This window comes from Lewinella sp. IMCC34191 (genome assembly GCF_003390935.1).
Classification (GTDB): domain Bacteria; phylum Bacteroidota; class Bacteroidia; order Chitinophagales; family Saprospiraceae; genus Neolewinella.
In genome coordinates this window covers 210134-237042 of sequence record NZ_QNQZ01000005.1, presented here as the reverse complement: position 1 = coordinate 237042, position 26909 = coordinate 210134, and the positions used below count along the sequence as shown (strand labels likewise).

Here is a 26909-nt window from a genome sequence, read left to right as displayed (position 1 = left end):
ACCATTACTCCCACAACCGACTGACGAAGCGGCCATCTTCGTAGATCACCTCTCCATCCGCCAGCACCTGGCCCCCGTCGCGCATGTTGGCGATCATATCCCAGTGCACGGAACTCGAATTCTTACCCCCGGCCTGGGCGTAGCTCTGCCCGACCGCCATGTGAACCGTGCCGCCGATCTTTTCATCGAACAGGATCTGCTTGCTAAAGCGATCGATGTCGTAATTCGTTCCGATGGCCGCTTCCCCGAAGCGACGCGTACCCTCGATGGCAAAGGTTTCGTCCAGCACGTCCTGCCCACTCTCGGCGCGCCACGACTGAATCTCGCCGTCCTTTACTTCCAGCGTGACCCCCCTCACTTCCTCGCCGTTCCGGATGGCCGGGTAGTCAAAGTAGATGTGTCCGTTGACGGAATCCTCCTCGGGACTGGTGTACACTTCGCCGCTGGGCATATTGGTCTGGCCGTCGCTGTTGATCCAGGTCCGTCCCTTCGTAGTGAAGGAGATGTCGCTGCGTTCGTTGCGGTACTGAAAGGTCGAGCAGCTATTCAAATGGTCGACCACCTTCTGCTGCCGGCTGCGGACCCCCAGCCAGGCAGCCTTGGGGTCGTCCTCGTTCAGCTTGCAGGCGTTGAAAACGAAGGCGGTGTATTCCGCTTCGCTCATGCCTGCTTCCTCGGCCAGGGCCGGGGTAGGGTAGATGCACATACTGCGCTTCAGCCGCCGGTCGGCGGTGCGGGCGAAGTAGGTGTCGTGCATCGGTTTAAACGCTTCCCGCCGTGCGGCTTTAAGCTCGGGGGCGGGGTCCGGTTCCCGCAGGTCGAAGGGAGCACTGACGTAGATATACGCTTCAAACTCCTCCATAGCCCGCTGCTGCAGTGTGGGCAAGTAAGCGAACTGCTCCGGACTGCCGTATTCCCGCATGGCCGCCGCCTGTCCGCGCGTAGTAAGGGAAACCTCCATGTGGCCGCCGGCCTTTAGCGTTTCCCGGTACAGCGCATCCATCAGCGGCTCGGCGAGGGTGGTCGAGGCCACGAACAACCGTTCGCCCGGCTGTAGGCTGACGCAGTAATTGACTAACAGGTGGGCGTATTTGTCGATGTATTCGGTGTGGGTCATGGTCTGGTTAAATCGGTTCTCGTGGGTAACGGGTGGAGTACGGGTTGGTGCGAAGCCGGCTCGCGGATAAGGTCGGTCGGTTATATGGCAAGCTGCGGACCACGATTTCCATATTCATAAAACCAATATCGGACCAGGCCATTACGGTAGCGACAAACCTCCCCACCATGTCCTTCCTCACCGCCCAGTGGCGCAAGCTGATCTTCGCCAATTATCCGGTCGATGAAAGCGTACTGGCGCCCTACGTACCCGCCCACACGGAACTGGACAGGTGGAACGACCGCGCATACGTCAGCGTCATCGGCTTTTTGTTCCGGGACGTCCGGCTGCTGGGGCTCAAGATTCCCTTTCACGTCCACTTCGAAGAGGTCAATCTGCGCTTTTACGTTCGCCGGAAAGTCGACGGCGAGTGGCGCCGCGGCGTCGTCTTCATCAAGGAGATCGTGCCGAAACCGGCCATTACCTTCGTAGCCAACACCCTTTACGGCGAAGCCTACGAAACCCGCCCCATGCACCATCGCTGGACGGATGCCCCGGATCACCAGCGCGTAGAATACAACTGGCGAATAGGTAGTCGCTGGCAAACGGTAGCCGTTACGGCCGATAAAACCCCCATCGATATCCAACCGGGCAGCGAGGAGGAATTCATCACCGAACACTACTGGGGGTATTCCAAAAGTTCCGCGACGAAGACCACCGAATACCAGGTCACCCACCCCCGCTGGCAGCAATCCCCCGTCAACGATCACGTACTCGACCTTGACTTCACCCGTAACTACGGTCCCCGCTTCACCTTCCTGAACGACCGGGAACCTAACTCGGTCTTCCTAGCCGAAGGTTCCCCCATCACCATCGAGGGCAAGCGCACCATCGGTTGACATCGGGCGGGTCAGGTGTCAGGTATCGGGTGTGGTAGAATTCCGGGACCGAAGCCACCGGCGAATGGCCTGCATTAAAAGACTAACCACCTAGAACGCTCCTACAATCCCTGGTCCCCAAAATTCCTTTGTAAAAAAGTAAGTAGCCAGCACGAGGAAGGCTGTAGTCAGATACACCATCACGATACTCCCCACCTTGGCCCAGCGGCCCCGTAAAATCTCCCGCCGCCCGATGAATACCTCCGCCACGAGCAAGTTCGGGAGGTAGAACCAGAAGTCCATAAAGTAATCGAAGGGCCCGCGAAACAACTGCGTATGCCCCGCCCCGCCGGTAAAAAGAAACCAGAAACCGTAGTCCATCCGGTACAGCCAGGAGCCGATGGCCAGGGCAAACAGCCGTATACCCCAGGCGCGGTGCTTCTCCATTTGCCCGGTTCGGGCGTAGCGGATCGTCTGTACCGCCGCCAGCCCGGTCAGGACGCCGTAGCCGGCAAAGGCCACGTCCATCAGCCAGCCGCCGATGGTACCCTTAATTAAGATGAAACTGAGCCCCCCGACCGCCGTCAACAGGGCCGCAAATACGTACACCCGTCCCAACCACCGGTGCACCGCGGGATACTTCACCCGGATGCTGGTCACCAGCTGAATACAGCCCAAAACCAGAATGATGCCCCCCGCCGCGAAGTGTAATCCAATCCCAACCGTCGCCGATCGCGTATTCGCATCGTACAGTCCGGGCAGTACCTCGTTCCACTGATCCGAGTTCCCGAATACCAGTCCCAGGAAATAAAAGCAGAGAATGTACACCCCGAAGATGACCGCGCTGATCCATACGGTCCCAACCAGTATCCGGCCCGCGATAGCGAGCTGCCGGTCGGCGCGGGTGGAGACGGGAAGAGCTTTCATCGGGCGGGTTATGCTACCGAAGTTACGGCAGGCGGCGCAGCCAATCGGTGAAAATCGGTGCCCGAGCGAAGCGAATCCGTGCAGACGAAGTCAATCCGTGTGAACCCCGGGAGCGCAGCGACCGGCAGAAGAGCTACCGACTACCGTACTATGGACTACTGTACTACCGTACTAAAAACTACCACTGCTTAGCGATATAAGGATAAGTCTGCTCATACTCTACCCGCACCATCTCCGTCAACCGCGCCCGCAGCTCATTCACGTTCTCCTTCGTGTGCGCGCTGACCAGCATGGCCTCCTGCCCGAACTCGGCTTCCAGCCCCCGCTTCAGATCGGATTCGACTTCGTCGCGGCCGTCCTCGTCCAGGTACATGTCGTAGTTGCGCTCGCGGAAGAGGTCCATCTTATTGAAGACGAGCAGTGTCGGCTTATTCTGGCAGTCCATCTCCTTAAGTAGGGCTTGAACGGTACGAATCTGATCGTCGTGCTGGGGATGCGCTACGTCGACGACGTGCAGCAGGATGTCGCTCTCCTTCACCTCGTCCAGCGTGGAACGGAAGGACTCAATCAGGTGGTGCGGCAGTTTACGGATGAAGCCGACCGTATCGGACAGCAGAAAGGGCACGCCTTCGTAGGCCAGCTTCCGCACCGTGGTATCCAGGGTAGCGAAGAGCTTATCCTCGGCGAAGACGTCGCTCTTGGTCAGCAGGTTCATTAGGGTCGACTTACCAACGTTGGTGTAGCCGACGAGGGCCACCCGCACCATGGCATCACGGCCCTTGCGGCGGGTTTCGGCCTGCTTGTCGATCTTCTCAAGGTCCTTCTTCAGCTTACTGATCTTATCGCGGACAATACGACGGTCCGTCTCGATCTCCGTTTCACCGGGACCGCGCATACCGATACCACCGCGCTGCCGCTCCAAGTGCGTCCACAGTCCGCGCAGGCGGGGCAGCAGGTACTGCATCTGGGCCAGTTCTACCTGGGTCTTGGCCTGGGCCGTCTGCGCGCGCCGGGCGAAAATATCCAGGATGAGGGTAGAACGATCGATGATCTTGACCTTCATCATGGTCTCCAGGATGTTCACCTGCTTACCGCTGAGGTCGTCGTCGAAGATGACCATGCTTACGTCCTCGTGCTCGTCCACGTAGTCGGCGATCTCGGCCGCCTTACCACTACCTACGAAGGTCCGGTTGTCCGGGTGATCCAGTTTTTGGATAAAGCGCTTGACGGTCTTAGCCCCGGCGGTTTCCGCCAGGAATTCGAGTTCATCCAGGTATTCAGTGACCTGTTCCTCGGTCTGTCCGCGCAGCACGACGCCCACGATGACCGCGTATTCTTCCTTATCCAGTAATCCGTTGGTCTTTTCGCCAACATTCCATTCGTTCGCCATAGGTCTGGTATAACCGGTGGTATGGCGGATAAGTTGCTTTTGGTAACCCCGGTCGTCTGCCCAGCCGTAGCGTAGCGCAGGCTGGTCCGCCGACCGGGGTTTGTTCCGCGTACCTAGTCTTCCGCACCTAGTGACCGTAACGACCGGGTAGTTTTCGCGGCGGAGCGCAGGTGAACAGCTTATTCCTTGACGATTTGCACCGTAGTAGCCTCCTGTCCATCCACCGGTATCAGCTTCACTACGTACGTGCCGGCCGGAAAGCGACCCATTTCCACCTGGGTAACTCCCTCCGCGTAGCGGGCATCCAGGACACGTCGGCCCGAAACGTCATAGAGCTCCAAGCGGTAGTCCCGCCGACTCTCGACCGTCAGTTGGGAGGAAACCGGGTTGGGGTAGAGTACGAATTCATCTTTCAGGGATAAGGGGCTGGTAATGGCGGCGGGTGACCGTCGACTGACTGCGGCGGTACCGACTGGAATTAGTCGCCACCGCTGGCTGTTCCCCCGGTCTAGGGTACGGCTCAGCGCCCGCGGTACGCCACCGACGTTCTCGATATCCAGCCGGTTGTCCGGTGCGTTCAGGGGCGCGAAACGGTAGGTTCCGTCACCGACCGGTAATGCCTGCCACCGCTGGTTGTTGGAGCTGTGACGTTCGTAGATGTGAATTTCCGTATTGGTCGCCCGACTACCTCCGGCAACGTCCAGCCGCTTACCGATCGCGTTCTGTGGCTCGATCTCGTATACATTGTTGCCGAGGCTGATAAATTTCCACTGCTGGTTGGCACTGCCGTGTCTGCGGTAACCATCGACCAGGGTACTGTTCTCCGTGGAGCCCTCCCGGACATCCAGTCGAAGCCGGGTGTCGTGCTGGGGCTCCATTTCGTAGACGGTGCCATTCACAATCGGTACCGTAGGATCGTCGATCTCAATGGTGTAAGTAAGGCTGGCCGTGCAGCCGTCCGGGTCGGTGTTGGTGACCGTGTAGTCCCCGGCGCGATCCAACCCGACGTCGGTTAACCGCAGGGATCTGCCGGTGGAGGTAAAGTTATTGGGGCCGGTATAGCTCCACGGGCTACTGGTGATGCCGAAGTCCACGCTCTGCGGACCGAACCAAACCTCATCCCCTGCTTCGATGAGCACCGTGTTGGCCTGCGTCCAGCCGCTGCGATTGATATTGACGTAGGGAATGAGGCTGCAGTCGGGCCGCGTCCAGCGAGCTACGCGCCCGGCGGTAGTGGCACCGGCGGTGGTAAAATTACCGCCCGCGTAGAGGCCGTCTTCCACCGGGACCAGCGTATTGACCAGGTTGTTCGTGCCGACCGATTTTCCGGTGCCCAGGGCCTGCCACTGTAGGGCGTCACTCCAGCGGGTGACGTTGTTGACGATATACGACTGATTGTCACCGGTCGTAGCCGTTTCGAAACTGCCGCCTACGTAGAGGTAGGTGCCATCGTGGTACAGGCTGTTGACGTTGCCGCTGACGCCCTGACCGAGCGCTTGCCAGCTGCGGGCGGAGCGGTCCCAGCGGGCCACGCGGTTTACGGTCCGGCCGCCCGCGATGGCGAAATTGCCGCCGGCATAGATATTATCGTCGGTGATCACGATCGCCTGTACGAAGCCGCTCGTGCCGCTGCCGAGCGTCCCCCAGCGGCTACCGTTGAATGTGGCGATGCGGTTGGCGGTACGGTTGCCGGCGCTGCCGAAATTGCCGCCGATGTACAGTGTGCCGGTCTCGTCGAAGGCGATCGACCGAACCTCGTTGTTCGTACCGGCTACTCCCGTCCCGGAATCGGTAAGGGCGGTCCAGCTGCCGTTCCACCTGGCAATGTTATTCACGGTCCGGCCCCCGGCGGTAACGAAGGTTCCGCCGGCGTAGACGTCCGATCCGTTCGAGGCCAGCGCCAATACGGCTCCGTTCGTGCCGGAGCCGAGGGCCTGCCAGGCAGTTCCGTCCCATACAGCAATATTACGGGCGCTCACCCCACCGATGGTGGTGAAGCTTCCCCCGGCGTACAGCCGCCCGTCGGCGCCTACGGTCAGGGCACTGATGCGGCCGTTGGACCCCGAAGCGAGTGCTCGCCAACCGTCTCCGGGGGTGTACACCGCGAGGTTATTGGCGGTCCGCCCACCGGCCGTGGTGAAATTGCCGGCGGCGTAGACGCGGTCGCCGTCGGTGGCGATCGCGTCCACCACTCCGGAGATGCCACTACCGAGTGCCTGCCAGCTACCGAGGCCGTCAACGGCGGTCGTGGTGGGTGTGGTGTCGTTCTCGTCGACGATGCGAAAGATGCTGCCGCTGCGATCGTACTCGCTGAAGTAGATCTCCCCGGCCTCGTCTAGTCCGAAACTGGAAACGGGCTCGCCGTTGGTGCGAAAGAGCAGTTGGGCGGAGCCGGTGCCCGCCGTTTCGTCGTAGTCCATGGCCCAGACCCGGCCGGAAACGTAGTCGGCAAAGAGGAGCTTATCCCTGATGGCCGGGTTGGTCAGCCGCCCCCGGTACACGTAGCCGAGGGTGATGGACCGATCGCCATTATCGTGGTTGTAGGTGTAGACCGGCTTGGTATCCGGCGTAGTGACGAGGCTGGTCGCGCTGCGGTACGTGCCGGTGCCCTCGAAGCGGTTCCAGCCGTAGTTGCCGCCCCGCTGCAGCAGGTTGATTTCTTCCAGCACGCCCTGGCCGACGTCGCCGCCCCATAGCCGTCCAGTTGCTCCGTCGAAGGAGAACTTCCAGGTGTTGCGGATGCCCCAGGCGTACAGTTCGTCGAGTCCGCTGCGACCGACACGGGGGTTGTCGGAGGGGATCTCGTAGCGGCCGTTCGGGGCGTCCGGGTTGGTTTCCACGGGGTTGCTGCCGTCCAGGTCCACGTCGATGCGCAGGATGCTGCCGAAGATGGTGTTCAGGTTCTGGGCGTTTCCCTGCGGGTCGCCGCCGCCGCCACCGTCGCCGAGGGAGGCATACAGGTAGCCGTCCGGTCCGAAGGCGATCTTGCCGCCGTTGTGGTTGGATTCGCGCTGGTTCTTATCGAAACTGAAGATTTCCAATCTGGAGTTGGGGTCCGCCCGATTGGGATTGGTGGCGCTCACCCGGTAGCGGGCCAGGACCAGTTCGACGTTCACCCCGGACACCGAGCTCTGCCGCGTGTGGTAGACGTAGAAATAGCGGTTGCTGCTGAATTGCGGATGAAAGGCCAGGCCGAGCAAACCGATCTCCTGGCCGGAGGAAAAGCTGACGATGCCCGTCAGGTCGAGGAAGGTTTCCGAAGCGGTAGCGCCGCGATCATTGGCGAAGACTTTGATCCGTCCCGGTTGTTCCAGTACGAAGAGGCGGTCGGTGCCGTCACCCGCGTGCTGAATTTCGACGGGAAGATCGAAGGTCAGGTTAGGAAAGGCGTTCTCGTAGGAGATGTCCGCCTGCGCCATCGTAAGTTGGGGGGACAGGAGGGCAAGGGAAAGAAAGCAACGGTAGAACAGGTAGAGATTCGTGCGCATGGAAGAAAGGGTTCCGGTGAAAAGATCCACGCCCCCGTTGAGGTAAGGAGGCATGAGGGTGGTTAGGAACCGGGGTTTAGCACACAATAATTCAATAGCCTCAACCTGCAAAAGCATATTAGGTTCTGAAAACCAATATTTTAACAAATAATCCTTTTGCCCTGTCCGGTAAATGCCATGCCGCGGCATTCCGGGCTTATTTCCCGCGGTAGGCAAACACCGGCGACCGGGCGTAATTTGTAAAAAAAATCAGCACGCCGTGTTCGACCGCATTTTCGCTTACCACCGGGCCACGAACGAACGCCTCCTGTACGAACTCGATACCCACGGTCACGAGCTGCCGCCCCGCAGCTATCCCCTATTCTGCCACATCCTGAACGCCCACCAGATCTGGAACGCCCGCATCCTGGACCGCCCGCCCTTCGGGCTCAACGATATCCATACCTACGACGACTGCACCGCCATCAACGAAGATAATTACCGGGATACGCTGTCGATCCTCGAACGATGTGACCCCGGGAAGCCGATCGCCTACGTCAATACCCGGGGCGACCGCTTCACCAATACCGTCGGCGACATCCTCTTCCACGTCGCCAATCACACCACCCACCACCGCGGGCAGCTCATTGCCGATTTTCGCTCCGTCGGACTAAACCCGATCGTGACGGACTATATCTATTACGTTCGGTAGCCCGGCCGCAGCGGAGGCTATTCTGCCGGCCAGACCCGTTTAGGAAAAGCATATCCCCCCCGAGAAACCATAAAAGTTAGCGTGACCATGCCCCAAGCCAGAAAAATCCGAGGCCACCGTCGCCACTGGCGCACGATCGACCGCTGGGTAGCCGAAAACCAAAGGCTGGATCTCCCTGGCCTCGAGCATAGTCACCATCAGGTCGCCAGGCTCCGCGTCACGCCCTGGGGTTGGAGTTCGTGGGCCAAGACCGAATACGGTATCAAAGAGCCCCACGGCAAGACCAAACTCCGGATACTCCGCGGTCTGCTGTCCATCTATACGTCCTGGTCCCGGGACCTGGAGGGCTACCCGGCCCCGTACTACCTCAAAATGTGGCTGTATGAACCGCACTTTTCCGAGTCTCAGGTAGTATGTGCGCTCGGCGATCGCATCGAGCACTACGAAAAGGTATTTGCGGCGCCACCGGAGGGGCAAACAAAGCCGTTACCCGGCTACGGAAGCCTGGATGTCCAGCTGGATCGCCTCTCCTGGCGACACTGTCTCGAAGAAACCTACCTAACGAATAATGACCCCGGCGATCCAGCTATGTACGCCAGCCGGAAACACTACGAGGAAGACCGCGCCTACATCGGCCGATTGTTGCAACGGCCTCACCGCACGGAGCCGGGTACGGATGTGAACGGGCATCCATGCCGCGTGTACTGCATTCCGGTCGGGGACATCTGGGTCGGCACCGGAACGTAACGGTCGTCCGCCCAGCCGCAGTGAAACGTAGGCTGGTCTGCCGACCGGACGGGTAAGTTCCGGGAGCAATCGGCCGTTTTCGCCTATATTTTACGTGGCGGCAGCCAGGAAACGCAAACGGGAATAAGCGCATGACGAAAATCGGGTTCATACGTCACGGAATCACCGACTGGAATGCAGCGCAGCGAATCCAGGGACAGACCGATATTCCCCTAAACGAAACGGGGAGAAGCCAGGTCCGAGCACTGGCCGAACGCCTGCGCGACGAAGCGTGGGATTATATCTACTCAAGCGACTTATCCCGTGCCCGGGAAACCGCCGAGATCATCGCCAGAGCCATCGGCCTCAGCCTGGTATTGGATCAGCGGTTACGGGAAATGGGTTGCGGCCAAATAGAAGGTACTACCCTCGAGGAAAGGGTGTCGAGATGGGGGGATGATTGGAGAACCCATTCTTTAGGCATCGAAACGAAGGAATCCATTGTAAGTCGCGGATTATCCTTTGTAACCGAGATCGTCGACCGGCACCCTGATGCGAATGTGTTGATCGTAAGTCACGGGGCCATTTTAAGACAGACTTTGCTGCATCTGCTTCCCCCCGCAGCTTGCCAGGAGCGGCTTCGGAATACCTCCGTTACGGCGCTCACTTACCGGCAAGGCGACTGGAGCTGCGAGCTGTACAACTGTGTGAAACACATCAAGTGATCTCTTCCGGGGGTGGTCCGGGGAGTCTGGTATAAATGCGCCGCGCAGCTGTCTTCGGCGGGGTACCTGTCCGGCCTTGTCGCCTCTTTCAAAACCACCTGCGTAGCGTGCCTCGACCGGTCCCAAAGCCAAAGGTCGTCCGCCCAGCCGCAGCGCAGCGGAGGCTGGTCTGCCGACCGGATCCCTCACGGCGGTAGCTATTTCCCCCGGCTTTCGCGGGCCGTTTTCCTGCGCCCCGCCGCCCAAATTCAATTTCCCGAGAATCGGCTACAAAGCCCCGAGATTCGGCTACATCGCGGACTACCCCGCCCCTGTTGGATAGACCAAACAAACTTACCAACATGCAAATCGTATTAACCGGCTCCCTCGGCCACATCGGACAACCCCTCACCGAACGGCTGGCCTCCCGCGGCCACGAACTGACCGTCATCAGCAGCTCCCCCGACCGGGCGGAAGCCATCACCGCCCTCGGGGCCACCCCCGCCATCGGCGACGTGCAGGACGCGGACTTCCTGGCACGCACCTTCGAAGGTGCCGACCTGGTCTACTGCATCGTCCCACCGGACTACAGCGTGCCGGACAACAACGCGTATTACCGCAAGGTCGGCGAGCAGTACGCCGCGGCTATCCGCCGCGCGGGCGTACCGCGGGTCATCCACCTCAGTTCCTTCGGGGCACAACTCGACGCCGGCACGGGCGTCATCCTCGGCAGCCACTACGTGGAGGAGGAGCTCAATGCCCTCGACGGGGTGCAGTTTACCATCGTGCGCCCCACCTATTTCTACTACAACCTGCTCAACCTGCTGGGTACCATCCGCGCCACGGGAAAGATCCTGACGAACTACGGCGGCGATGACCGGCTCTATATGGTAGCGCCGAGCGACATCGCGGACGCCGTGGTGGAGGAGATCGAGCGGCCCGGGGAGCAGCGGCGGATCCGCTACGTGTACAGTGACGAGCGCACGGGCCACGAGATCGCTGCCGTGCTCGGCCGGGCCATCGGCAAGCCCGACCTGGCGTGGCAGGTGATCCCCGACGACGCGGTACGCCAGGCCATGCTCGACCACGGCATGCACGCCAAGATGGCCGACGACCTCACCGACCTGAACCGGAGCCTGCGCAACGGTCGCCTGGCCGAAGACTTCCTGCGCCACAAACCGGAGCGGTCCGGACGGGTTAAACTGGAGGACTACGCTCCCACCTTCGCGGCCGCCTACGCCGGGAAAAAGTAATCGCCATGGCTGACACCCTACGGATACCGACCATCAGTGCCTACCACGACCTGCGAGGCCTGCCGCCCCCCGATCATCCGCTCGTGAGCGTGGTCCGCTTCGAGGAGATGACCGTCAATACCTCCGAAGAGTTGCTCGTCAACGACTTTTACGCCATCGGCCTCAAGCAACACGTGGGGGCGGCCGTCCGCTACGGGCGCCAGCTCATCGACTTCGACCGGGGCGTGCTCTTCTGCATGGCCCCAGGTCAGGTCTACCAGGTAGGGGTCAAAAAGGCGGGCCCCCACGGTGGGTGGTACCTGATGGTGCATCCCGATTTACTGTGGGGCACCGACCTGGCGCAGCGCATCAAACGCTACGAATACTTTGACTACGCCATCAACGAAGCCTTACACCTGGGGGCCCGGGAAGAGGAGGTCATCGTTACCGTCCTGCAAAACATCCGGCAGGAAGCGGCCAGCAACCTTGACGAATTCAGCCAGGACATCGTGGTGAACCACCTCGGTGTCCTACTGAGTTACGCCGAGCGCTTCTACCGCCGGCAGTTCCTGACGCGCAAGCGATCGAGCCACGAAATCCTGGAGCGGCTGGAGCAGGTGCTCGATGCCGCCTTCCAAGACGAAGTGCTGATCAAAAGCGGGGTGCCGGCGGTACAGGACGTTGCCCGGGCCCTTAACGTGACCCCCAACTACCTCAGTGGCGCCCTGCAAAGCCTCACCGGGCGCAGTACGCAGGACCACATCCACGAGCGGTTGATCGCCCGGGCCAAGGCCACGCTGTCCACGACCCGGCAGCCCGTCAGCGAGATCGCTTACGGCCTGGGCTTCCAGCACCCGCAGTCGTTCAGCAAGCTGTTCCGGGCCAAGACGGGGCAGTCGCCCACGGCCTTTCGCGCGGCCTATTCCTGATTTTTTTGCGCCGGAGCGCGGGAAAAGAAAGCCGATGCGCTTCATACTTACTTTCCCGGCCGGTTTACCCCAGTACCCGGTTCAGCACCGCCGCCGCCCGGTAGCCCGCCGCCCCCAGGCGCTCCTCCACGATAGGCAGGAAGTCGTGGGTGTAGTCGTAACCCAGGTCGGGCAGGCCCGTCTCCCGGTCGGTGCGGTCGTAGAGGGTATTGTAGATGCGCTCGCGCAGGATGACGGACTCTTCCATCCAGGTCTGCGGGGCATCGTCAGCCCATTCGGCCTTCCGTGACCGGGTGTGCATGCTCACGTAGGCGGCGAACTCGGTGAAGCTCAGCCGTTCGGCCTCGATGATCTGGGTGTCCCAGACGGAGTGCAGGTTGTAACGGTCGCCGAAGAACAGCACGGTGATCCTGTTGCCACCCAAATCCCGGTTCTTACCGACGTGAAGGGGCATATGGACGTCAGCGATGAAGTGGATGAGGAAGGCCAGGGCGGTGGCGTCCAGGGAGCCCGCAAGGGGTTCGACCTTGTTAACCTGTAATAGATCGGTCAGCCGCTGGCGGGTTTCTTCCTGGCCGGCCAGGACGTCGGTCATGAAGGCGATCGCTTCCTGGACGTCGTAGATACCGGGGTCCCGGGCGGTTTCCTCGGCCACCTCGGCTACCGTCTTGTTGGGCTGCACGGTCATGTAGTGCCAGGGGCTGGCGAAGTCCCAACCGGATTCGGCGCGGATGTAATCGGGCCAGGTGCTCACCTGGGAGAGGTAGTTATCGCCGAGGGCCGCGTCGACCCGCTCGCGGGCCGCGTCGTTGAGATTTTCGTAGGCGATGTGGGCCACGATGCGGTGGCCGTTCGCTCCCCAGGCGGAGAGGAATTGGGGCAGGTAACAGCAGAGAAGGAGCAGGAGGACGCGTATCATGGGGCACAAAGGTAGGATACCGCACCTTGTCGTTAGCTGGCCGGGGTCTCGGATGTTGGTTATGCACCGATCGTTCCCGAAATTCATTTTACCTGCGCTCCGGCGCAATAGGGGAGCGCTAAACGATAACAATAGACTTCAGACCTAAGCGACTTCGTTTACAGAAGTGATTCAACCGCCTCTTCGAAGGGTTTTTGCCTGCAAAAAGGTTGAATCCTTGCCTAATGCGATCGCCTATGCCCCAAACCTTTACTCTCCCTCGAATACCTTTTTTCTCCGCTCTCCCTGGCCCGCTGCGGTTTCTGCTGCTGATCAGCACCGTATGCCTCGCTTCGCTATTGCGGGCCGGCGACCAGCACGACGCCTACTATACCCTGACCGAGCAAAACAATACCGTGGAAGTGCTGGCCGAAATCCCACGCACGACGGACGCGGCGCTGGTCGGCTACAATCCCACCTACCTTCCGGCTAGGGGTGCTGATAGTTGGTCCCAACAGGTGGAACGCAGCCTCCGGGAGCACCTGCTGCTATACGGGCCCGACGGTAAGGCCCTCCCGCTGCAACGAATGGAACAGGTGGCCGGCGATGGGCAGTACGCGAGCTACCGCCTGGTGTACGGCGGCGGCGGGTTGACCGAAATCCGTAACACCGTGCTGTGCGACCGATACCCGGACCAGGTCAGCCATCATTTCCTCGCGGGTGACGCGGCCGGGAAAACCTTCTCAACGAGTGCAAAGCAGCCGTCCGTCAGGCTAGCCGACCCGGCCCGGGAGGATTACCGCTGGATGGGCTTACTGCTATTCCCGTTCCTGTATCTGTTCTGGCCGGTGGTCTTAAGCGTACTGGATTAGGTCAGCCGGCCGGATTGCCGGATATGGCCTATTTTCCACCTCCGATAGCTCCGCCGCCCATGACCGACGACGACCACCTGGAAATAGAATCCACCGAAGACCTCCGCCGGTGGCTGGCGGCCAATCACGCCACCTCTTCCTCCGTATGGCTGATCCGTTACCGGAAGGTCGCCGGCCACCGCCACGTCTCCTGGAGCGAGCTGGTCGACGAGCTGCTGTGCTACGGCTGGGTGGATAGCCAGACCCGGAAGCTGGACGCGGAGCGGACGATCATCCGGATCAGTCCGCGCAACCCCAAAAGCACCTGGTCGGGCATCAATAAAGCGAAGATCGAGCGCCTCCGCGCGGAAGGACGCATGACCCCCGCCGGCGAGGCACTGGTAGAGGTGGCACAATCCAATGGCTGCTGGACCTGGCTCGATGACGTGGAGCAACTCGTCATGCCGCCCGACCTGGAAGCAGCCCTGGCCGCTACCGATAAGGCGGCCTACTATTACGACCGCTTCCCCGACTCCGGCAAACGACTCATCCTGTACTGGATCAAGAGCGCGAAGACGGCCCCGACCCGGGAGAAACGCATCCGGATTACAGTGGAAAAGGCATCCCGCAACGTCAAGGCCCATCATGCCAAAGGGCGGGACGCAGGACCTAAAGATGTTGCGTGACTGCCCCGGAGCGATGTGGGAGACCCTGCCAAACGAAGGCGGTTCTTTTTGCGGCGGAGCGCAGGTAGAATGCTAGCCAATAAGCAAGAAAGCATATGACGTATCCCGACCACGCCCGGACCCTGATCGCTCTCCGGGACGCCGATATAGCGCTGCACGCCCGAACTTCGAAGGAACTCGATCCACAGAACTGGTACCCTGAAGAGATGGCTGCCGTGCATGACCATAACGCCACCGTACTGGGTGTCATCATCGACGAGATCGGCTATCCCACGGCGGATAAGGTCGGCTGGCCGGGGAATTCCACGGCCTGGTTGGTTTTGCAGCATGCCATTGGCAAGCCGGACCTTATGCGTCGATGTGCCCGCTTGATGGAGGAGGCCGTCGCGGAAGGAAAGGAGTACCCTCAGCACCTGGCCTACCTCAAGGACCGGATTGCCGTACTCGAAAACCGGCCCCAGCGCTACGGTCTGCTATTCGACTGGGATGCGAACGGCGAACTCAGCCCGGAACCCTGCGATGACCTGGCCAGCGTAAACGAACGGAGAAAAGGGCTGGGGCTGAACTCGCTGGAAGAACAAACCCGGGAGATGCGAAGCCAGGCCGCGGAGGAAGGGCGGCGTCCACCCACCGATCCCACGGCGATTAGGCAAGCCATGGAGGGATGGAAGCGTCGGGTGGGCTGGATCCGGCCCATCCATCCGCCTCAGTCCACTTCCTCCAGGTAAGCCCGGATCAGTCCGACGGTCTCCCCGGTCCGGCAGTTGATCAGGCCGTTGTGGCCGGTGCCTTCCACCTTCCGGTGCTCGGAATTGGGAAACAGGTCTACCTGGTTGGCTTGCTGGAAGTCGTAGCCCAGGTCGCTCTCGTCGCTGCTGATGAACAGGACTTTGCCGGGGTAGCGGTCGAGCTTGGTGGTGAAGTCGTAGTCGCCGTCGTTCACTTCGTCGATGGCAATGGCGAGGGCGGCCGCCGCCCCACCGCGGTAGTTGAGCGAGGGACAGCTTTCGCCGCGGTTCTCACTGTCGGAGTTGATGCGGGCCAGGCCGAAGAAGTAGTCCGCCGAGGCATGATTGTCGAGGCCGATCATTTGCTTGGCCCAAAGGATGCGGTTAAGGTCGGGGCCGAAGAGGTTGACGTCGTTGGCGGCGGGCAGGTTTTCGTTGATCTTCACCGAAAGCGCGCCGGGTTCGATCAGTACGATGCGCCCCACCCGCTCGGGGTGCTCGTTGAGGTACTGGGTGGCCACGACGGCACCGTGAGAGTGACCGATGAAGGAGATGGGCTCGTCGGGGGCGAAGCGATCCACCAGTTCCTCCAGGTCGGTGAGGGAATGCGCCATCGTCAGCTCGTCCAGGGGGTGGCGCTGTGACAGTCCGCAACCGCGGTAGTCGTGGAAGATCAGCTCGTAGTCATCGGATAGCCTGCGGCCGTTTATTTCGGTGTCGAGATCGAGCAGGTAGCGGAAGTCGTCGCCCGGACCGCCCTCCAACACGAAGAGCTTCGGTTTCTCGGGATCACCCAGTCGTCGAACGTGCAGGGTGGTGGAGGAAAGCCGTACGGAGGGGATCGTGGGGTCTTCCATCACCGTAGCCGGTACTAGGTTGCCCGGTTGGGCGGGATCGAGCTTGCTGCAGCCCGTGGAAAGGATCAGGAAGGTACAGAATATCAGGGTCAGGTACTTCACGGCAAACGGAGGTTGAACAGGAAATTGAAATAAAGGGGGGGAAGCAGCCGGTCGAATTGGCCGGAAGTCTGGAAGCCGCCGGTCAGGGTGATTTCCTGGCGGCCTATGGTTCGGGACAGCACGGCGCCGAAGCGCAGCAGATTGCTGGTCGTACCGTACCAACCGTCCCGGGCATCCGCGTAGAGGTATTCTTGCGAATAGTCGGAGTGCACGATGCGGGTGGCCGGGTAGGAAGTAAAGGCGAAGCGGGGCCCGACGGTGTACGCACCGGCCCGCAGCAGCGGACTAAGGTGGAGGGTATAGCCCAGGCCCTGGTAGGTGCCCGTCAGGTTATCGGCCCGGGTATACCGGAGGGCGGCGCCACCCGCGATGGCGAACCGATCGGAGGGTTGCCACCACTTATCCAGTCCGAGCCGGAGCCCGAAATTTCCCGAGCCGAGCAGGGACATGGCCTGCGAGAGCCGCATGCTCACGGCGAGGGATCGCCCGGGTAGCTGACGACTATACTGAAGGTGTACGGCGGGCAGCGCGTGATCAAATCCGAAGCCCAGTCCGATTTGGTGTTTTTCGTCGGCGGGGCCGGGGATCACCTGGGCGCGGGAGACGACCGGCCAGCAGCAAATCAGGAGGATGATCCACCAGGCCGGGCGAAGCGGTAGGGGAGTGTTATGGCTGTTTATCATGGCCCCAAAAGTGGGCCGTATACCCGATCGGGCCGTTCGACCTTCGAAATCCGAACACTATTTATGCCGATTTCGGTAGGCGGAGGGGGTATAGCCGGTGACGCGCTTGAAGTTGGTATTAAAAACCGACCGGGAGTTGAATCCCACGGCGTAGTAGATTTCCTTGACGGTGCGGTCCGTGGTTTGGAGTAAGGTCTCCGCCGCGGCCACTCGCCGTTGGTTGATGAGTTCGGGCAGGCTCACGCTGAAGTAGGTATTTACTTCGGCGGAGAGTTGTTGGGGGTCGGTGCCCAGTCGCGCGGCTAGTGTCTCGCGGTCGAGGGCGGTTTCCAGTAGCCCGTCGCTTTCGTCCAGCAGCCGGTCGAGCTGCTCCATGCGGGCGATGCTCGCGGGGTCGAGCTCATGGGCACTCCGCGTTCGGTTCGGTATGGCGACCTGTACGTTCATGAACAGGCCGGGCCGGGCCACGACGAAGTAGACCACCCCAGCGAAGAAGGCCACCCCGAGGCTAAAGGCCAGTTGCTCTATCCGGGTGGCCGCGAATTCCAGTCCGACGTTGGAAAGCAGCGTGGCCCCCACGGCCGCCAGCCAGACCCCGCCGAAACTGTAGGTAATGAATCGGAGCCAACCCCGTCCGGTCGCCGACAAGTGCTTCTCGCCGGTCAGTCGGTGCACCGCCCGGGCGTAATAGGCGTACTGCAGCAGAAAACAGCCGAAGTAGGGTAAGTGGGAGAAGCCGAAGACCAGGTAAGCTATGATGGCCGCGACCAGGGGAGCGAGGTGTGCTCTTGACAAGCCCACCTGTACCCGCAGGTGGCGCCGGCAGTACAGGTACAGCAGCGGACCGTACAGAAAGATGAGGGGGGCGGATGCCAGGTGCCACCGTAGCGAGCCCAGTAGCGGCCGGTCGACGGTCAGGTCCGTCAGCGTATGCAGGGCCATCAGGAGGAGGGCGATACTGAGCGGAAGATTCTGGCGGAAGCGGTTGTGCGGCAAAACCGCCAGCAACAGGGCCAGGCCAACCAGGAGAAAAATCAGGATGCTCTGTACGATCAGGGAAGTCATGCGGCAAAGTTAGGCGGGGGCGCCATTCGGGGGAGTAACGCGGATGGTCCCGCTATAATTACCGCTGACGGGCACAGATGAACCTAATCTCACCCTTGCTATTCCAAGTGTAGAAAAACAACACACGATGCGCTACCTATACCTCTTCCTGCTGGCTACCCTAGCGGTTGCCTGCGACAGTTCGGATACCACAACCGAATCCACCACCGACACGACCGAGGAAAGCATGGAAGCCGATGACCCGGCCGGAACGCTACAGGCAACCAACGCCGCCGTCGAATCCAACGGCGGGGACCTCACCGCCCTGCCGATCGACGCGGCACAGTCCAACATCGACACCTGGATGGAGCAGCTCGAGGACGTGGACGGAGCCGATAAGGTGACCGGTAACCTGGAAAGCCTGAGCGAAGCCCTGGGCGAGTCGCCCGTAAATGGTCAACTAGCCGGCATGATCCTCGTCTCGCTGGCGGAAGATACCCGGCAGGTGGCCGGATCCACCCCCGGTATATCCACGCTGGTCTCCGCGCTGCAGGCCGGTGGGGAGAAGCTCACCAGCACGGCCTTTCAGGGGGAAAGCTTGCTGGACAAAACCCTCCAAGCCGCGAAAGGCAAAGCCGCCGATATCACCACGTTGCCCGTCAGCGCGGCCACGGAAAACATCGATGGCTGGCTGGCCGAGCTGCGCGGTATGGACGGAGCGGACGAGATCGTTTCCGATCTGGAATCACTGAAGCAAGCCCTAAGCGCGCCCGAAATCGACGGGGAGGATGTATCGGATCTGCTTTTTTCGCTGGCCGATGCCACTCGCTCGATCGGCGATGATAATCCCGGGCTTCAGACCCTGGCCTATCTGCTCGAAGCGGGTGGCTGGCGACTGGAGGGGATGTCGGAGGATAGCAAATAGCTTTCTGCGAGGCTCCGATCGGGCATGCCGTGCATTCACGTGAAAACGTTGATCCAAGCGGATCGGACGATCGTTTTCGATCTGGCCCGCAGTATCGATCTGCACCAGGTATCCACCGCGCAAACGAACGAGACGGCCATCGCGGGACGAACCTCCGGCCCTATTGAAGCCGGTGAATCCGTCACCTGGCGGGCGCGGCATTTCGGGGTGTATCAGACCCTGACGGCCCGGATAACCGGGTACGATCGACCTAACTACTTCGTGGACGAGATGGTCGAGGGGGCATTTAAACGCTTCCGCCACGAACACCGATTTGACGAAAAGGAAGGATATACCACGATGACGGATAGCTTCGACTACACCGCGCCGTTGGGGTGGCTGGGCAGGGTAGCCGACCGGCTGTTCCTGGAACGCTATATGAAAGATTTGCTGACCCGCCGGAATGCCATCATCAATCAGGTTGCGGAATCCGAACGTTGGCGTGAACTGCTGGGCTAAACTTTCCCCCGGCGACCGCCTTTATCACGGATGCAAAAACCGGACCCACCCAAGCTCGGCTGGCCCCTGTGGCTGTTCGTCACGGCGACGCTCGTATCGAACATCGGTACGTGGCTGTTTACGGTGGGGTCGAGCTGGTTGATGACGGAGCTGGACGGCTCCGCACTGATGGTGTCCCTGGTCCAGACCGCCACCATGGTTCCGTTGTTTTTCTTTGCCCTGCCGGCGGGGGCGCTGGGCGACGTGTACGACCGGCGGCTGAACCTGCTCATCAGCCAGGGGCTACTCATCATCAGTACGGCGGTCTTCGCCTGGATCGTGTATGCTGATCGGGCTACGGTGCCGCTGCTGTTGTTGTTTACTTTCTTCAACGGCTTAGGGGCGGCGTTCTCGCGACCGTTGATGTCGGCCATTATCCCCCAACTCGTACCCAAAGAGTTACTTCGTTCGGCGGTCAACCTCGGCGGAATTTCCTTCAATCTAAGCCGGGCGATCGGCCCGGTGCTGGGCGGGTACCTGATCACCCGTTATACCCTCGATCTGCCGTACTGGGCGGATGCCGTCAGCTTTCTGACGGTGTGGATCTACATCTGGTTCTGGCGCGACGACCGCGAGAACCTGGAGTACGGCCGTCAGCCTCCCTTGCGGTTGGCGATGGGCGATGCGGTGCGCTTTTACCGGCACTCCCCGGCGCTGCGGGACAGTACGCTGCGGGCCGTCAGCTTTTTCTTTTCCGCGAGTGCCTTATTCGCGCTGCTGCCCCTGGTTGCCCGGGAGCGGTTGTCCGGGGAGGCCGACCTTTACGGGTATATGGTCGGTGCCGTGGGGGCGGGTGCCGTGCTGGGTGGCGTAACGCTGGGCGGCGTAACCCGACGGTTAAACGCGAACCGGATGATCTTTCTGGCCGGAGCCGTGATGGCGGCCGGTCTGGCGGTGCTGGGCTGGTCGACCTCCGTACCCCTCAGCTTAGCGGCGGTGCTGGCCTGCGGGGCGGCCTGGCAGACGGGCTATACCACCGTCATGACCAGTACGCAATACGCCCTGCCCCGGTGGTTTGGCGCGCGCGGGCTGGCCTTCTATCTGATGTCGACCTCCGCCTGCCTGGCGATTGGCTCGGCGGCCTGGGGGTGGATAGCCGACCTCACGACACTGGCCATCAGTCATTATGCAGCGGCCGGGTCGCTGCTGGTGCTCACGATCCTGGCCCGGCGGCTGCGGCTGGACCAAGCCAGCCACTTCGACCTGTCCATTGGCGATCCGCTCTTTTCGGTGGAGGCGGCCGGTATGACCTCGGCCCCGAAAAAGCAGCTCCTTCGTACAACCTACACGTTTCCCGGCCATTTGCGGAAGCCGCTCCTGGATCGACTGGCGGACTTGAGCGGGAGTCGTTACCGTTCGGGAGCCCTGCGTCGGCGCATCATCGACCATCCGGACGCGGATCGAATCGACGAGGAGGTCGACCTGATTCTGGGAACGCCCTATGCCGGCGTCCGCATGCAGACGACCCGGCACGACGCGGATATGCAAGGGCGGTTTGAGGAGTGGCTGGCAAACAACGGAGTGCAAATGGAACGGGAGGTCTTGAACGGCGAACACGAGTAAAGGAGTCCGCCCTTTCCCAGACAGCAATGCACAAAAAAGCCGGAAGCGAATCCTCGCTTCCGGCCTGTAGTAAAAGATCGACGGAAACCGTCCGGGTGGTTATTTCTTGCCGCCCTTCTTGTCACTGCTCTTCTTGTCGCCCGCCTTAGCGCCGCCCTTCGTATTGTCGGTTTTGGGTGCGCTGGCACCTGCCTTACCGCCGGTGGCGGGTTTGCTAGGTGCTTTCTTGGAATCGGTAGTTTGCTTAGCCATGTTGTTAGTGTTTGGGATCGATGTTAATCCGATCCAACGTTAGATAATTATGTTCAAACCCATGTTTGGGAAAACATGTTCCAGTCATTCATTTATATTCCGGTTTAAATTTGGATTATTTTAGTTAAAGTTTGGCGGTCTTTGCGTAGTTTCTACCTGCGCTCCGCCGCCATATTCATAGAGTCGTGTTTACTCCGGGGAGGAGACGATCCGTTATAATTGTCATAAACACAATTAAAATCTTAGCTGGCTGCCCGGGTGCCCGTATATTGGTCGCTTCGATCCATTTGCTACTCTACGATCATGCGATATCTGAGTTTCCTGATTTTGTTTTTTGCCCTGCAGACTACCAGTGCAGCGCAAGGTTCCCGGCAGGATATACCTACCACCTCCTTCGAAAACCCCCTAGCCGAACAGCGCGCCGATCCCTGGGTCTATCGCGCGGACGACGGCACGTATTACCTCATTGCTACGGTACCGGACTACGACAAGATCGTAATTAGCAGCGCGAAAAGCATTAATGAACTTAAAGAGGCCAAGGAAAAGACGCTCTGGGAAAAGCACTACAGCGGAGTGATGGGCCACCACATCTGGGCACCGGAACTCCACCGTATCGATGGAATTTGGTACATCTACTTCGCTGCCGCGGAGGCCGAGGACATCTGGAAGATCCGTATGTGGGTGCTGTCGAACGAATCCGACGACCCCATGACCGGCGAGTGGACCGAAGAAGGACAGATCACCAGCGAGCGGGACGATTTCGCCCTCGACGCGACCACCTTCACCCACCACGACAAGCGCTACCTCATCTGGGCCGAGCGCGATGGCGACGGAACCTCCCTTATCCTCTCGGAGATGAGTGACCCGACGACGCTGACCGGTCCGCAGGTGGTCATCACCCAACCCGAATACAGCTGGGAGCGCATCAAGTACAACGTCAACGAGGGGCCCGCCGTGATCAAGCGCGACGATCGAATCTTCGTCACCTACTCCGCCAGCGCTACCAACGACCACTACGCCGTGGGCCTGCTCTGGATCGACGAGGACGCCGACCTGCTGGATACGACCGAATGGCACAAATCACCCGGCCCGGTTTTTTCTTCCAATGAGGAGGTGGATCGCTACGGCCCCGGGCACAACTCCTTCACCACCGATGCGGACGGCAACACCGTGATGATCTACCACGCCCGCGACTACAAAGAGATCGAAGGTGCCGAATTAAAAAACCCCGACCGCGCCACCCGCGCCCGCGTCATCCGCTGGACGGCCAGCGGATTCCCGGATTTCCGGCAGGCGGAGGAAGACTGATGGCGGCGGAGCGCAGGTAAAAGCCCTTTTACCAGGCCGCAGGCATCAGACGGGTTAGCCGGCCCACTAAGTTCATTACGTATGCACCCGTTTGAGGCTTCACTGGAGATCATCGGCATCAATCCATTTGTCTCCGTACCGGAATCGATTCTGACCGAACTGTTCCGGGCGGCCGATCGCGATAAAGGGCCCATCCCGGTGCACGGAACTCTCAACGGGGTGGCCTATACGCAGACCCTTGTGCGGTACGCCGGAGCCTGGCGCTTGTACGTCAATACCACGATGTTGCCCGATTCTCCGCGGCGGGTAGGGGAGCCGGTCGAAGTAAGCATTGCCTACGATCCCCGCAACCGTAGCCTGCCCCTGCACCCCGCGCTCGCGGGCGCCCTGGCGGCGGATGCGGAGGCCCGGGAAGCATTCGAAGGCCTTCCCCCCTCCCTGCAGCAGCAGGTGATCCGCTACCTCACTAATCTGAAGACGGAGGCAAGCTTAACCCGTAACGTTGCGCGGGCGGTGACGTGGTTAAGGGGCGAGGGAAGGTTTATTGGCAGAGCAGGCGTTAAAGATCGATAGAAAGGGCACCCCGCTTTTTGGTGATTTTCATCGAGAAGTATGTCCTCCTGGCGTTGTGAATAAGCCATTGAGCAGTCCATCGGGACCGGCCAGTGGTTGTTTGTTCATCAGACCCTGAATCAGGTCCGCCTCGAAGTCCGCAAACTTGCGCGAGGGGTTAGAAGAGGTACTCATTCATCAAAAACAGTTGTAGACACAGTTGGATGTACAGTCTCAAATCCTATCTTCCCTTGCTAAGTCATCCGTTGCCATGCTCCAATATCCGATACTCTTCACCGCAGTCTTTTTGGCCGCCTTACCACTGCGCAGCCAGTCCGATCCGCTAGCCGTAGGAGTAGTCGGGCTTACGCACTCCCACGTACACGGCATCTTCAACAGCGAGGACAGGGGCGACATCGAGATCGTCGGTATCGTGGAGGACAACGATACTCTCGTGGAGCGTTATCGAGACCAATACGATTTTGACCCCGAGCTGGTATATCCGACGCTGGAGGCGATGGTAGCGGCCCGTCAGCCCCTAGCCGTGGCCGCCTTCGGGAACATCTACGATCACCTGACCATCGTGGAATACTGCGCTCCGCGGGGGATACACGTCATGGTCGAAAAGCCCCTGGCCGTAAACGCCGATCACGCCCACCGCATGGCAGCACTCGCCCGCGAGCACGGGATTCACCTGCTGACCAACTACGAAACGACCTGGTACCCCACTAACCATAAGGCCTACGAACTGGTAAAGGAGGAGAACCGCGTCGGCGACATCAGGAAAGTGATTGCGCGCGACGGCCACCGCGGCCCGAAGAAGATCGGCGTGGACTCGGAATTCCTGGAATGGCTGACCGACCCCGAACTGAATGGTGCGGGCGCGCTCACTGACTTCGGTTGCTACGGCGCCAATCTCATGACCTGGCTGATGGACGGGCGGCGCCCACTCACCGTAACCGCCGTCACCCAGCAGCTACAGGCAGAGAATAATCCGGAGGTGGAAGACGAGGCAATCATCATACTGACCTACCCCGACGCGGTGGCGCTGCTGCAGCCGAGCTGGAACTGGCCGATGGGGCGTAAAGATCTGGAGATCTACGGGCTCACCGGCGCGGTATACGCCGACAATAGTCACGACCTGCGGATACGGATGGCGGAAGGCTACGACGGCTACGCGGAGGAATCGATGAGACTGGAAGACCGTCCGGCGCCCTACGATGACCCCTTCGCTTACTTCGTAGCCGTTATCCGGGGCCACATTACGGTAGCCCCGACGGACCTGTCCGCCCTCGAAAATAACTTGACCGTGGTCGACATCCTCGACGCGGCGCGGCGGAGCGCGGCCAGCGGGCGAACGGTTACCCTGGAATAATACAAACACGCAAGCGCTCGCTTAGCTTCCCGAATGCAACTCTCCGAAGCCTACCATCAGCTCAGCTACTATACCCTGGCGCACCCTGACCGCGACCGCTTCGTACACCAACACATCGTCGACGCCTATACCGCCCAAACCGCCGGGCCGGAGACGAAGGCGATCGGCCTGCTGTATGCGCTGGTGGGGCTGCACCTAACCCTGGACCGGGGCTTCACGGGGCGGCAGGTACAGCGGGCGCACGTGGAACTGGCAACGGATAAAACGGACTTCCCCGTGCTGACGCCCCCGGTGGAGCGGGGTTGCATTACGGTTGACCAGGTGCTCGCCTGTCCTCCGGGCACTGAACGGGACGTCATGATTCTGGAGTGGTGCCGCTCGGTCTGGGAGGCCTATGCCCCGCTACACGATACCATCGCCACCTACTGCCGTAATCGCCTGGGTAGCTTTGCTTAGTTACCAATGACCGGGCGCAACCTACTTGCACGAAAGGGGGAGCTATTTTCCCGGATATCAGCAGGGCAATGTCGAAACCAGTGCATACTCGACCGTGCACGCAGGGGCAACGCTTTCCACCCGCGTAATAAGCCTTCCCCTACCTAATTTTTCGGGCGCCGGAGCGCAGGAAATGGAGCTGATCGGTTAATCCGGGCATAATACCCTGTCCCTTTCTTACCAAAGCGCCTCGCCGGCACGCGGGATATTTTGGTCACCGGGTCAGCGCCTCCATAATCTTGCCATGGATCTCGGTATTTTGAAATACCCCCCGAAAAGCCTCGGCGCCGGGACCGTAAGCAAATACCGGCACCAGAATACCGGAATGGTCCACGCTCAAAAAATCGGCCCGTACGGTATTGTCGTGGGTCCCACCCGCTACGCCCAGTCCACCGGTCTCGTGATCGGCGGTGACGATCACCAGGGTGCTGCCGTCGCGGTCCGCGAAACGCAGCGCCTCGGCCACCGCGCGGTCGAAATCGAGCATTTCGGTGACTACGGTGGCGATGTCGTTCGCGTGGCCCCCGTTGTCGATCTGGGCCCCCTCCACCAGCAGGAAGAAGGGCCGCTCGTCGGTCTCCAGCACCGAAAGCGCCTTCTCAACGCTGCGGGGCAGAAAGTCCCCCCGGCCGTTCCGCACCGTCGGCATCTTTTCCGTACCGTGGTAAACGGCGGTTGGCTTAGTCAGTTCCCGAAAGTCTTCCAGCGGCGTGGTAGTGAACCGGGCCTCAATAGATTGCTCCTGTGACGCTCCGCCGGCCACGAAGAAGGATAGGTCGCTACGCAGTAAGTCATCGACAATGGCCTCGGTATCGTCCCGTTCCGGCGTGTGCGCGTAGAAGGCGGAGGGGGTAGCGCCCCAGATAGCATCGGTGGTAACAATGCCCGTTCGGTAGTCGCGCTTGCTTAGGATCTCGATCAAAGTGGGAAGCGGCTGACCGGCCGTGTCCACGCCTATAGCGCGGTTGTTGGTCTTCTGGCCGGTTGCCATGGCCGTCCCCGCCGCCGCGGAATCGGTGACCGGATCGTCGGCCGATGCCGTATTCATCAGGCCCACGTCCCGCAGTTTGGTGATCGTCAGTTCCCCGCCGTTCGCCAGTCGGGCCGCCGAGATCTGCGCCAGACCATTGCCGTCGCCGATCAGCAGGATGATGTTTTGCGGCTGCCCCGTGGGGTCAAAATCATACTCCGGTACGTAGACGGGGGAAGGCGACTCCACCTTAAACGTACGTTCGTCCAACTGATCCAGGAATGCGCGGGCGGCGGCGGGTTTGTCCGTATTGATGTAGCCCACCCCCATTTCAGCGAAGCGGGCCCAGGCCGTCTTGGTATCCGGTGTCGCCCAGAAACGGAAGGGCTTGCCGGTCGCGGCGGCGAGCTGCAGCACCGAGTCTACCCGCGCCAGGTCCCCCGCCGTCATCCGGCCGTAGCCGTTCCAGACGGAGTAGGGGGTAAAGGACTGGCTGATCAGGGCCACTCTGTCGAGGTTCACCCGGTCCAGGTCGTCCAGCCGCTGGTGGTCGAACGAGATGAAGCCAGGATAGTCGTCGTAATCATCGGGAGCCGGCCGGTTGCCGGAGATGACATAGGTCACCATGTCGTTGTCCACCAGGGCGGGGTAGGCGGAAATGGCGGTAACCACTTCATCCAAAGTAGCGTACGCCTCCGTCTTCAGGTCCACGAGCAGTTGTACCGGCCGCAGGGTGCCCTTCCGAGCCAGTCCGTCCAGCGCCCCCAGGTATTCTCCGGCGAAGGTTTTCCCCGCTACGATGTCTCCGGCACCGTGGGCCGCATATAGGCTATCGTTACGCAATACCAGGTCCACTTCGATGGATTCCGCACCGGCGCTGTACGCCCGCCAGAAAGGTACTTCCTGGACGTAATCGTTATGGGAATGGACCCGGTAGGTTTCCTGGGCGGTGAGAGATACGGCTAGGGCCGGAATAAGAGAGAAGAGGAGATGATGGCGAATGGACATATACGTTGATTTGG

The 26909-nt window shown here is 60.7% G+C and carries 26 protein-coding genes; 16 read left to right on the top strand and 10 right to left on the bottom strand.

What is annotated here, in order from left to right; all coding sequences use genetic code 11:
• Positions 1-4: 4 nt before the first annotated feature.
• Positions 5-1117 carry an aminopeptidase gene (locus tag DRW39_RS11855; RefSeq protein WP_116107255.1) on the bottom strand — a complete coding sequence of 371 codons (1113 nt, stop codon included), beginning with the start codon at positions 1115-1117 and terminating at the stop codon, positions 5-7.
• A gap of 167 nt (positions 1118-1284) precedes the next feature.
• Between DRW39_RS11855 and DRW39_RS11850 the strand changes: the two genes are divergently transcribed.
• Positions 1285-1995, top strand: coding sequence for a YqjF family protein (locus DRW39_RS11850; protein WP_116107254.1), 711 nt, complete (start codon positions 1285-1287; stop codon positions 1993-1995).
• A gap of 90 nt (positions 1996-2085) precedes the next feature.
• On the opposite strand, the gene DRW39_RS11845 is transcribed toward DRW39_RS11850, so the two are convergent.
• The 3 genes from DRW39_RS11845 to DRW39_RS11835 form a co-directional block, all read right to left on the bottom strand.
• Complete coding sequence (locus tag DRW39_RS11845; RefSeq protein WP_116107253.1) at positions 2086-2901, bottom strand: DUF2306 domain-containing protein; 816 nt, start codon at positions 2899-2901, stop codon at positions 2086-2088.
• Positions 2902-3079: 178 nt separating this feature from the next.
• A complete protein-coding gene (hflX, locus tag DRW39_RS11840; protein WP_116107252.1) occupies positions 3080-4291 on the bottom strand; it encodes a GTPase HflX in 1212 nt (403 codons plus the stop codon).
• Positions 4292-4470: 179 nt separating this feature from the next.
• Positions 4471-7833 (bottom strand): PQQ-dependent sugar dehydrogenase, encoded by a 3363-nt coding sequence (locus tag DRW39_RS11835; protein WP_198664861.1) that lies wholly within the window; start codon positions 7831-7833, stop codon positions 4471-4473.
• Between the two features lie 205 nt (positions 7834-8038).
• On the opposite strand from DRW39_RS11835, the gene DRW39_RS11830 reads away from it, so the two are divergent.
• From DRW39_RS11830 to DRW39_RS11810, 5 genes are all read left to right on the top strand, one after another.
• Positions 8039-8470, top strand: coding sequence for a DinB family protein (locus tag DRW39_RS11830; RefSeq protein ID WP_157976069.1), 432 nt, complete (start codon positions 8039-8041; stop codon positions 8468-8470).
• Positions 8471-8557: 87 nt separating this feature from the next.
• Positions 8558-9217, top strand: coding sequence for a hypothetical protein (locus DRW39_RS11825; protein WP_116107249.1), 660 nt, complete (start codon positions 8558-8560; stop codon positions 9215-9217).
• A 131-nt stretch (positions 9218-9348) separates the two neighbouring features.
• Positions 9349-9921: a histidine phosphatase family protein gene (locus tag DRW39_RS11820; RefSeq protein WP_116107248.1), complete on the top strand. Its 573-nt coding sequence runs from the start codon at positions 9349-9351 to the stop codon at positions 9919-9921.
• A gap of 341 nt (positions 9922-10262) precedes the next feature.
• On the top strand, positions 10263-11153 hold the full coding sequence (locus tag DRW39_RS11815) for an NAD(P)H-binding protein (protein ID WP_116107247.1): 891 nt from the start codon (positions 10263-10265) through the stop codon (positions 11151-11153).
• Positions 11154-11158: 5 nt separating this feature from the next.
• Entirely contained in the window at positions 11159-12061 is a 903-nt protein-coding gene (locus tag DRW39_RS11810; protein ID WP_116107246.1) for a helix-turn-helix domain-containing protein, read from the top strand.
• Between the two features lie 64 nt (positions 12062-12125).
• On the opposite strand, the gene DRW39_RS11805 is transcribed toward DRW39_RS11810, so the two are convergent.
• Positions 12126-12980: a S1/P1 nuclease gene (locus DRW39_RS11805; RefSeq protein ID WP_157976068.1), complete on the bottom strand. Its 855-nt coding sequence runs from the start codon at positions 12978-12980 to the stop codon at positions 12126-12128.
• Between the two features lie 236 nt (positions 12981-13216).
• Here DRW39_RS11805 and DRW39_RS11800 point away from each other — a divergent pair, with 236 nt between their 5' ends.
• The 3 genes from DRW39_RS11800 (at position 13217) to DRW39_RS11790 (ending at position 15224) form a co-directional block, all read left to right on the top strand.
• A complete protein-coding gene (locus DRW39_RS11800; protein ID WP_116107244.1) occupies positions 13217-13831 on the top strand; it encodes a hypothetical protein in 615 nt (204 codons plus the stop codon).
• 59 nt (positions 13832-13890) lie between these two features.
• Positions 13891-14496: a YdeI/OmpD-associated family protein gene (locus DRW39_RS11795; RefSeq protein WP_116107243.1), complete on the top strand. Its 606-nt coding sequence runs from the start codon at positions 13891-13893 to the stop codon at positions 14494-14496.
• Between the two features lie 95 nt (positions 14497-14591).
• Positions 14592-15224: a DUF6624 domain-containing protein gene (locus tag DRW39_RS11790; protein ID WP_116107242.1), complete on the top strand. Its 633-nt coding sequence runs from the start codon at positions 14592-14594 to the stop codon at positions 15222-15224.
• Here the strand turns inward: DRW39_RS11790 and DRW39_RS11785 are convergent.
• From DRW39_RS11785 to DRW39_RS11775, 3 genes are read right to left on the bottom strand one after another with little or no spacing between them, the layout of a single operon-like run.
• Positions 15203-16183 (bottom strand): alpha/beta fold hydrolase, encoded by a 981-nt coding sequence (locus DRW39_RS11785; protein ID WP_116107241.1) that lies wholly within the window; start codon positions 16181-16183, stop codon positions 15203-15205. The two genes, DRW39_RS11790 and DRW39_RS11785, sit on opposite strands and share 22 nt — an antisense overlap.
• On the bottom strand, positions 16180-16866 hold the full coding sequence (locus DRW39_RS11780; RefSeq protein WP_116107240.1) for a hypothetical protein: 687 nt from the start codon (positions 16864-16866) through the stop codon (positions 16180-16182). Before DRW39_RS11780 ends, DRW39_RS11785 begins: the two co-directional genes overlap by 4 nt.
• 57 nt (positions 16867-16923) lie before the next feature.
• Positions 16924-17931 carry a helix-turn-helix domain-containing protein gene (locus tag DRW39_RS11775; protein ID WP_116107239.1) on the bottom strand — a complete coding sequence of 336 codons (1008 nt, stop codon included), beginning with the start codon at positions 17929-17931 and terminating at the stop codon, positions 16924-16926.
• Between the two features lie 127 nt (positions 17932-18058).
• Here DRW39_RS11775 and DRW39_RS11770 point away from each other — a divergent pair, with 127 nt between their 5' ends.
• The 3 genes from DRW39_RS11770 to DRW39_RS11760 are packed head-to-tail and all read left to right on the top strand — an operon-like array spanning position 18059 to position 20935.
• Positions 18059-18835 carry a hypothetical protein gene (locus DRW39_RS11770; RefSeq protein WP_116107238.1) on the top strand — a complete coding sequence of 259 codons (777 nt, stop codon included), beginning with the start codon at positions 18059-18061 and terminating at the stop codon, positions 18833-18835.
• Between the two features lie 39 nt (positions 18836-18874).
• A complete protein-coding gene (locus DRW39_RS11765; RefSeq protein ID WP_198664860.1) occupies positions 18875-19333 on the top strand; it encodes an SRPBCC family protein in 459 nt (152 codons plus the stop codon).
• 30 nt (positions 19334-19363) lie between these two features.
• Positions 19364-20935, top strand: coding sequence for an MFS transporter (locus tag DRW39_RS11760; protein WP_116107236.1), 1572 nt, complete (start codon positions 19364-19366; stop codon positions 20933-20935).
• Positions 20936-21034: 99 nt separating this feature from the next.
• On the opposite strand, the gene DRW39_RS22250 is transcribed toward DRW39_RS11760, so the two are convergent.
• Positions 21035-21187 (bottom strand): hypothetical protein, encoded by a 153-nt coding sequence (locus DRW39_RS22250; RefSeq protein WP_157976067.1) that lies wholly within the window; start codon positions 21185-21187, stop codon positions 21035-21037.
• A 303-nt stretch (positions 21188-21490) separates the two neighbouring features.
• Between DRW39_RS22250 and DRW39_RS11755 the strand changes: the two genes are divergently transcribed.
• The 4 genes from DRW39_RS11755 to DRW39_RS11740 all read left to right on the top strand — a co-directional run bounded on the left by DRW39_RS11755 (position 21491) and on the right by DRW39_RS11740 (position 24878).
• Positions 21491-22495 (top strand): family 43 glycosylhydrolase, encoded by a 1005-nt coding sequence (locus DRW39_RS11755; protein ID WP_116107235.1) that lies wholly within the window; start codon positions 21491-21493, stop codon positions 22493-22495.
• An 81-nt stretch (positions 22496-22576) separates the two neighbouring features.
• Positions 22577-23068 carry a YdeI/OmpD-associated family protein gene (locus DRW39_RS11750; RefSeq protein WP_116107234.1) on the top strand — a complete coding sequence of 164 codons (492 nt, stop codon included), beginning with the start codon at positions 22577-22579 and terminating at the stop codon, positions 23066-23068.
• A gap of 250 nt (positions 23069-23318) precedes the next feature.
• Positions 23319-24422, top strand: a complete 1104-nt coding sequence (locus DRW39_RS11745) for a Gfo/Idh/MocA family protein (protein WP_116107233.1) — start codon at positions 23319-23321, stop codon at positions 24420-24422.
• Positions 24423-24455: 33 nt separating this feature from the next.
• Positions 24456-24878: a DUF5946 family protein gene (locus tag DRW39_RS11740; protein WP_116107232.1), complete on the top strand. Its 423-nt coding sequence runs from the start codon at positions 24456-24458 to the stop codon at positions 24876-24878.
• Positions 24879-25131: 253 nt separating this feature from the next.
• Here the strand turns inward: DRW39_RS11740 and DRW39_RS11735 are convergent, their stop codons facing one another.
• The gene (locus tag DRW39_RS11735; RefSeq protein WP_116107231.1) at positions 25132-26895 is read right to left on the bottom strand and encodes an alkaline phosphatase; all 1764 of its coding nucleotides are present in this window, start codon (positions 26893-26895) and stop codon (positions 25132-25134) included.
• Positions 26896-26909 lie beyond the last annotated feature (14 nt).

Bases quoted from the DNA above. Each gene is read 5' to 3' on its own strand.
- DRW39_RS11740 (WP_116107232.1), top strand. From the start codon at position 24,456: ATGCAACTCTCCGAAGCCTACCATCAGCTCAGCTACTATACCCTGGCG.
- DRW39_RS11820 (WP_116107248.1), top strand. From the start codon at position 9,349: ATGACGAAAATCGGGTTCATACGTCACGGAATCACCGACTGGAATGCA.
- hflX (WP_116107252.1), bottom strand. From the start codon at position 4,291: ATGGCGAACGAATGGAATGTTGGCGAAAAGACCAACGGATTACTGGAT.
- DRW39_RS11825 (WP_116107249.1), top strand. From the start codon at position 8,558: ATGCCCCAAGCCAGAAAAATCCGAGGCCACCGTCGCCACTGGCGCACG.
- DRW39_RS11770 (WP_116107238.1), top strand. From the start codon at position 18,059: ATGCGCTACCTATACCTCTTCCTGCTGGCTACCCTAGCGGTTGCCTGC.
- DRW39_RS11755 (WP_116107235.1), top strand. From the start codon at position 21,491: ATGCGATATCTGAGTTTCCTGATTTTGTTTTTTGCCCTGCAGACTACC.
- DRW39_RS11790 (WP_116107242.1), top strand. From the start codon at position 14,592: ATGACGTATCCCGACCACGCCCGGACCCTGATCGCTCTCCGGGACGCC.
- DRW39_RS11795 (WP_116107243.1), top strand. From the start codon at position 13,891: ATGACCGACGACGACCACCTGGAAATAGAATCCACCGAAGACCTCCGC.
- DRW39_RS11800 (WP_116107244.1), top strand. From the start codon at position 13,217: ATGCCCCAAACCTTTACTCTCCCTCGAATACCTTTTTTCTCCGCTCTC.
- DRW39_RS11810 (WP_116107246.1), top strand. From the start codon at position 11,159: ATGGCTGACACCCTACGGATACCGACCATCAGTGCCTACCACGACCTG.
- DRW39_RS11835 (WP_198664861.1), bottom strand. From the start codon at position 7,833: ATGCCTCCTTACCTCAACGGGGGCGTGGATCTTTTCACCGGAACCCTT.
- DRW39_RS11735 (WP_116107231.1), bottom strand. From the start codon at position 26,895: ATGTCCATTCGCCATCATCTCCTCTTCTCTCTTATTCCGGCCCTAGCC.
- DRW39_RS11855 (WP_116107255.1), bottom strand. From the start codon at position 1,117: ATGACCCACACCGAATACATCGACAAATACGCCCACCTGTTAGTCAAT.
- DRW39_RS11745 (WP_116107233.1), top strand. From the start codon at position 23,319: ATGCTCCAATATCCGATACTCTTCACCGCAGTCTTTTTGGCCGCCTTA.
- DRW39_RS11805 (WP_157976068.1), bottom strand. From the start codon at position 12,980: ATGATACGCGTCCTCCTGCTCCTTCTCTGCTGTTACCTGCCCCAATTC.
- DRW39_RS11750 (WP_116107234.1), top strand. From the start codon at position 22,577: ATGCACCCGTTTGAGGCTTCACTGGAGATCATCGGCATCAATCCATTT.
- DRW39_RS11780 (WP_116107240.1), bottom strand. From the start codon at position 16,866: ATGATAAACAGCCATAACACTCCCCTACCGCTTCGCCCGGCCTGGTGG.
- DRW39_RS22250 (WP_157976067.1), bottom strand. From the start codon at position 21,187: ATGGCTAAGCAAACTACCGATTCCAAGAAAGCACCTAGCAAACCCGCC.
- DRW39_RS11760 (WP_116107236.1), top strand. From the start codon at position 19,364: ATGCAAAAACCGGACCCACCCAAGCTCGGCTGGCCCCTGTGGCTGTTC.
- DRW39_RS11845 (WP_116107253.1), bottom strand. From the start codon at position 2,901: ATGAAAGCTCTTCCCGTCTCCACCCGCGCCGACCGGCAGCTCGCTATC.
- DRW39_RS11850 (WP_116107254.1), top strand. From the start codon at position 1,285: ATGTCCTTCCTCACCGCCCAGTGGCGCAAGCTGATCTTCGCCAATTAT.
- DRW39_RS11815 (WP_116107247.1), top strand. From the start codon at position 10,263: ATGCAAATCGTATTAACCGGCTCCCTCGGCCACATCGGACAACCCCTC.
- DRW39_RS11775 (WP_116107239.1), bottom strand. From the start codon at position 17,931: ATGACTTCCCTGATCGTACAGAGCATCCTGATTTTTCTCCTGGTTGGC.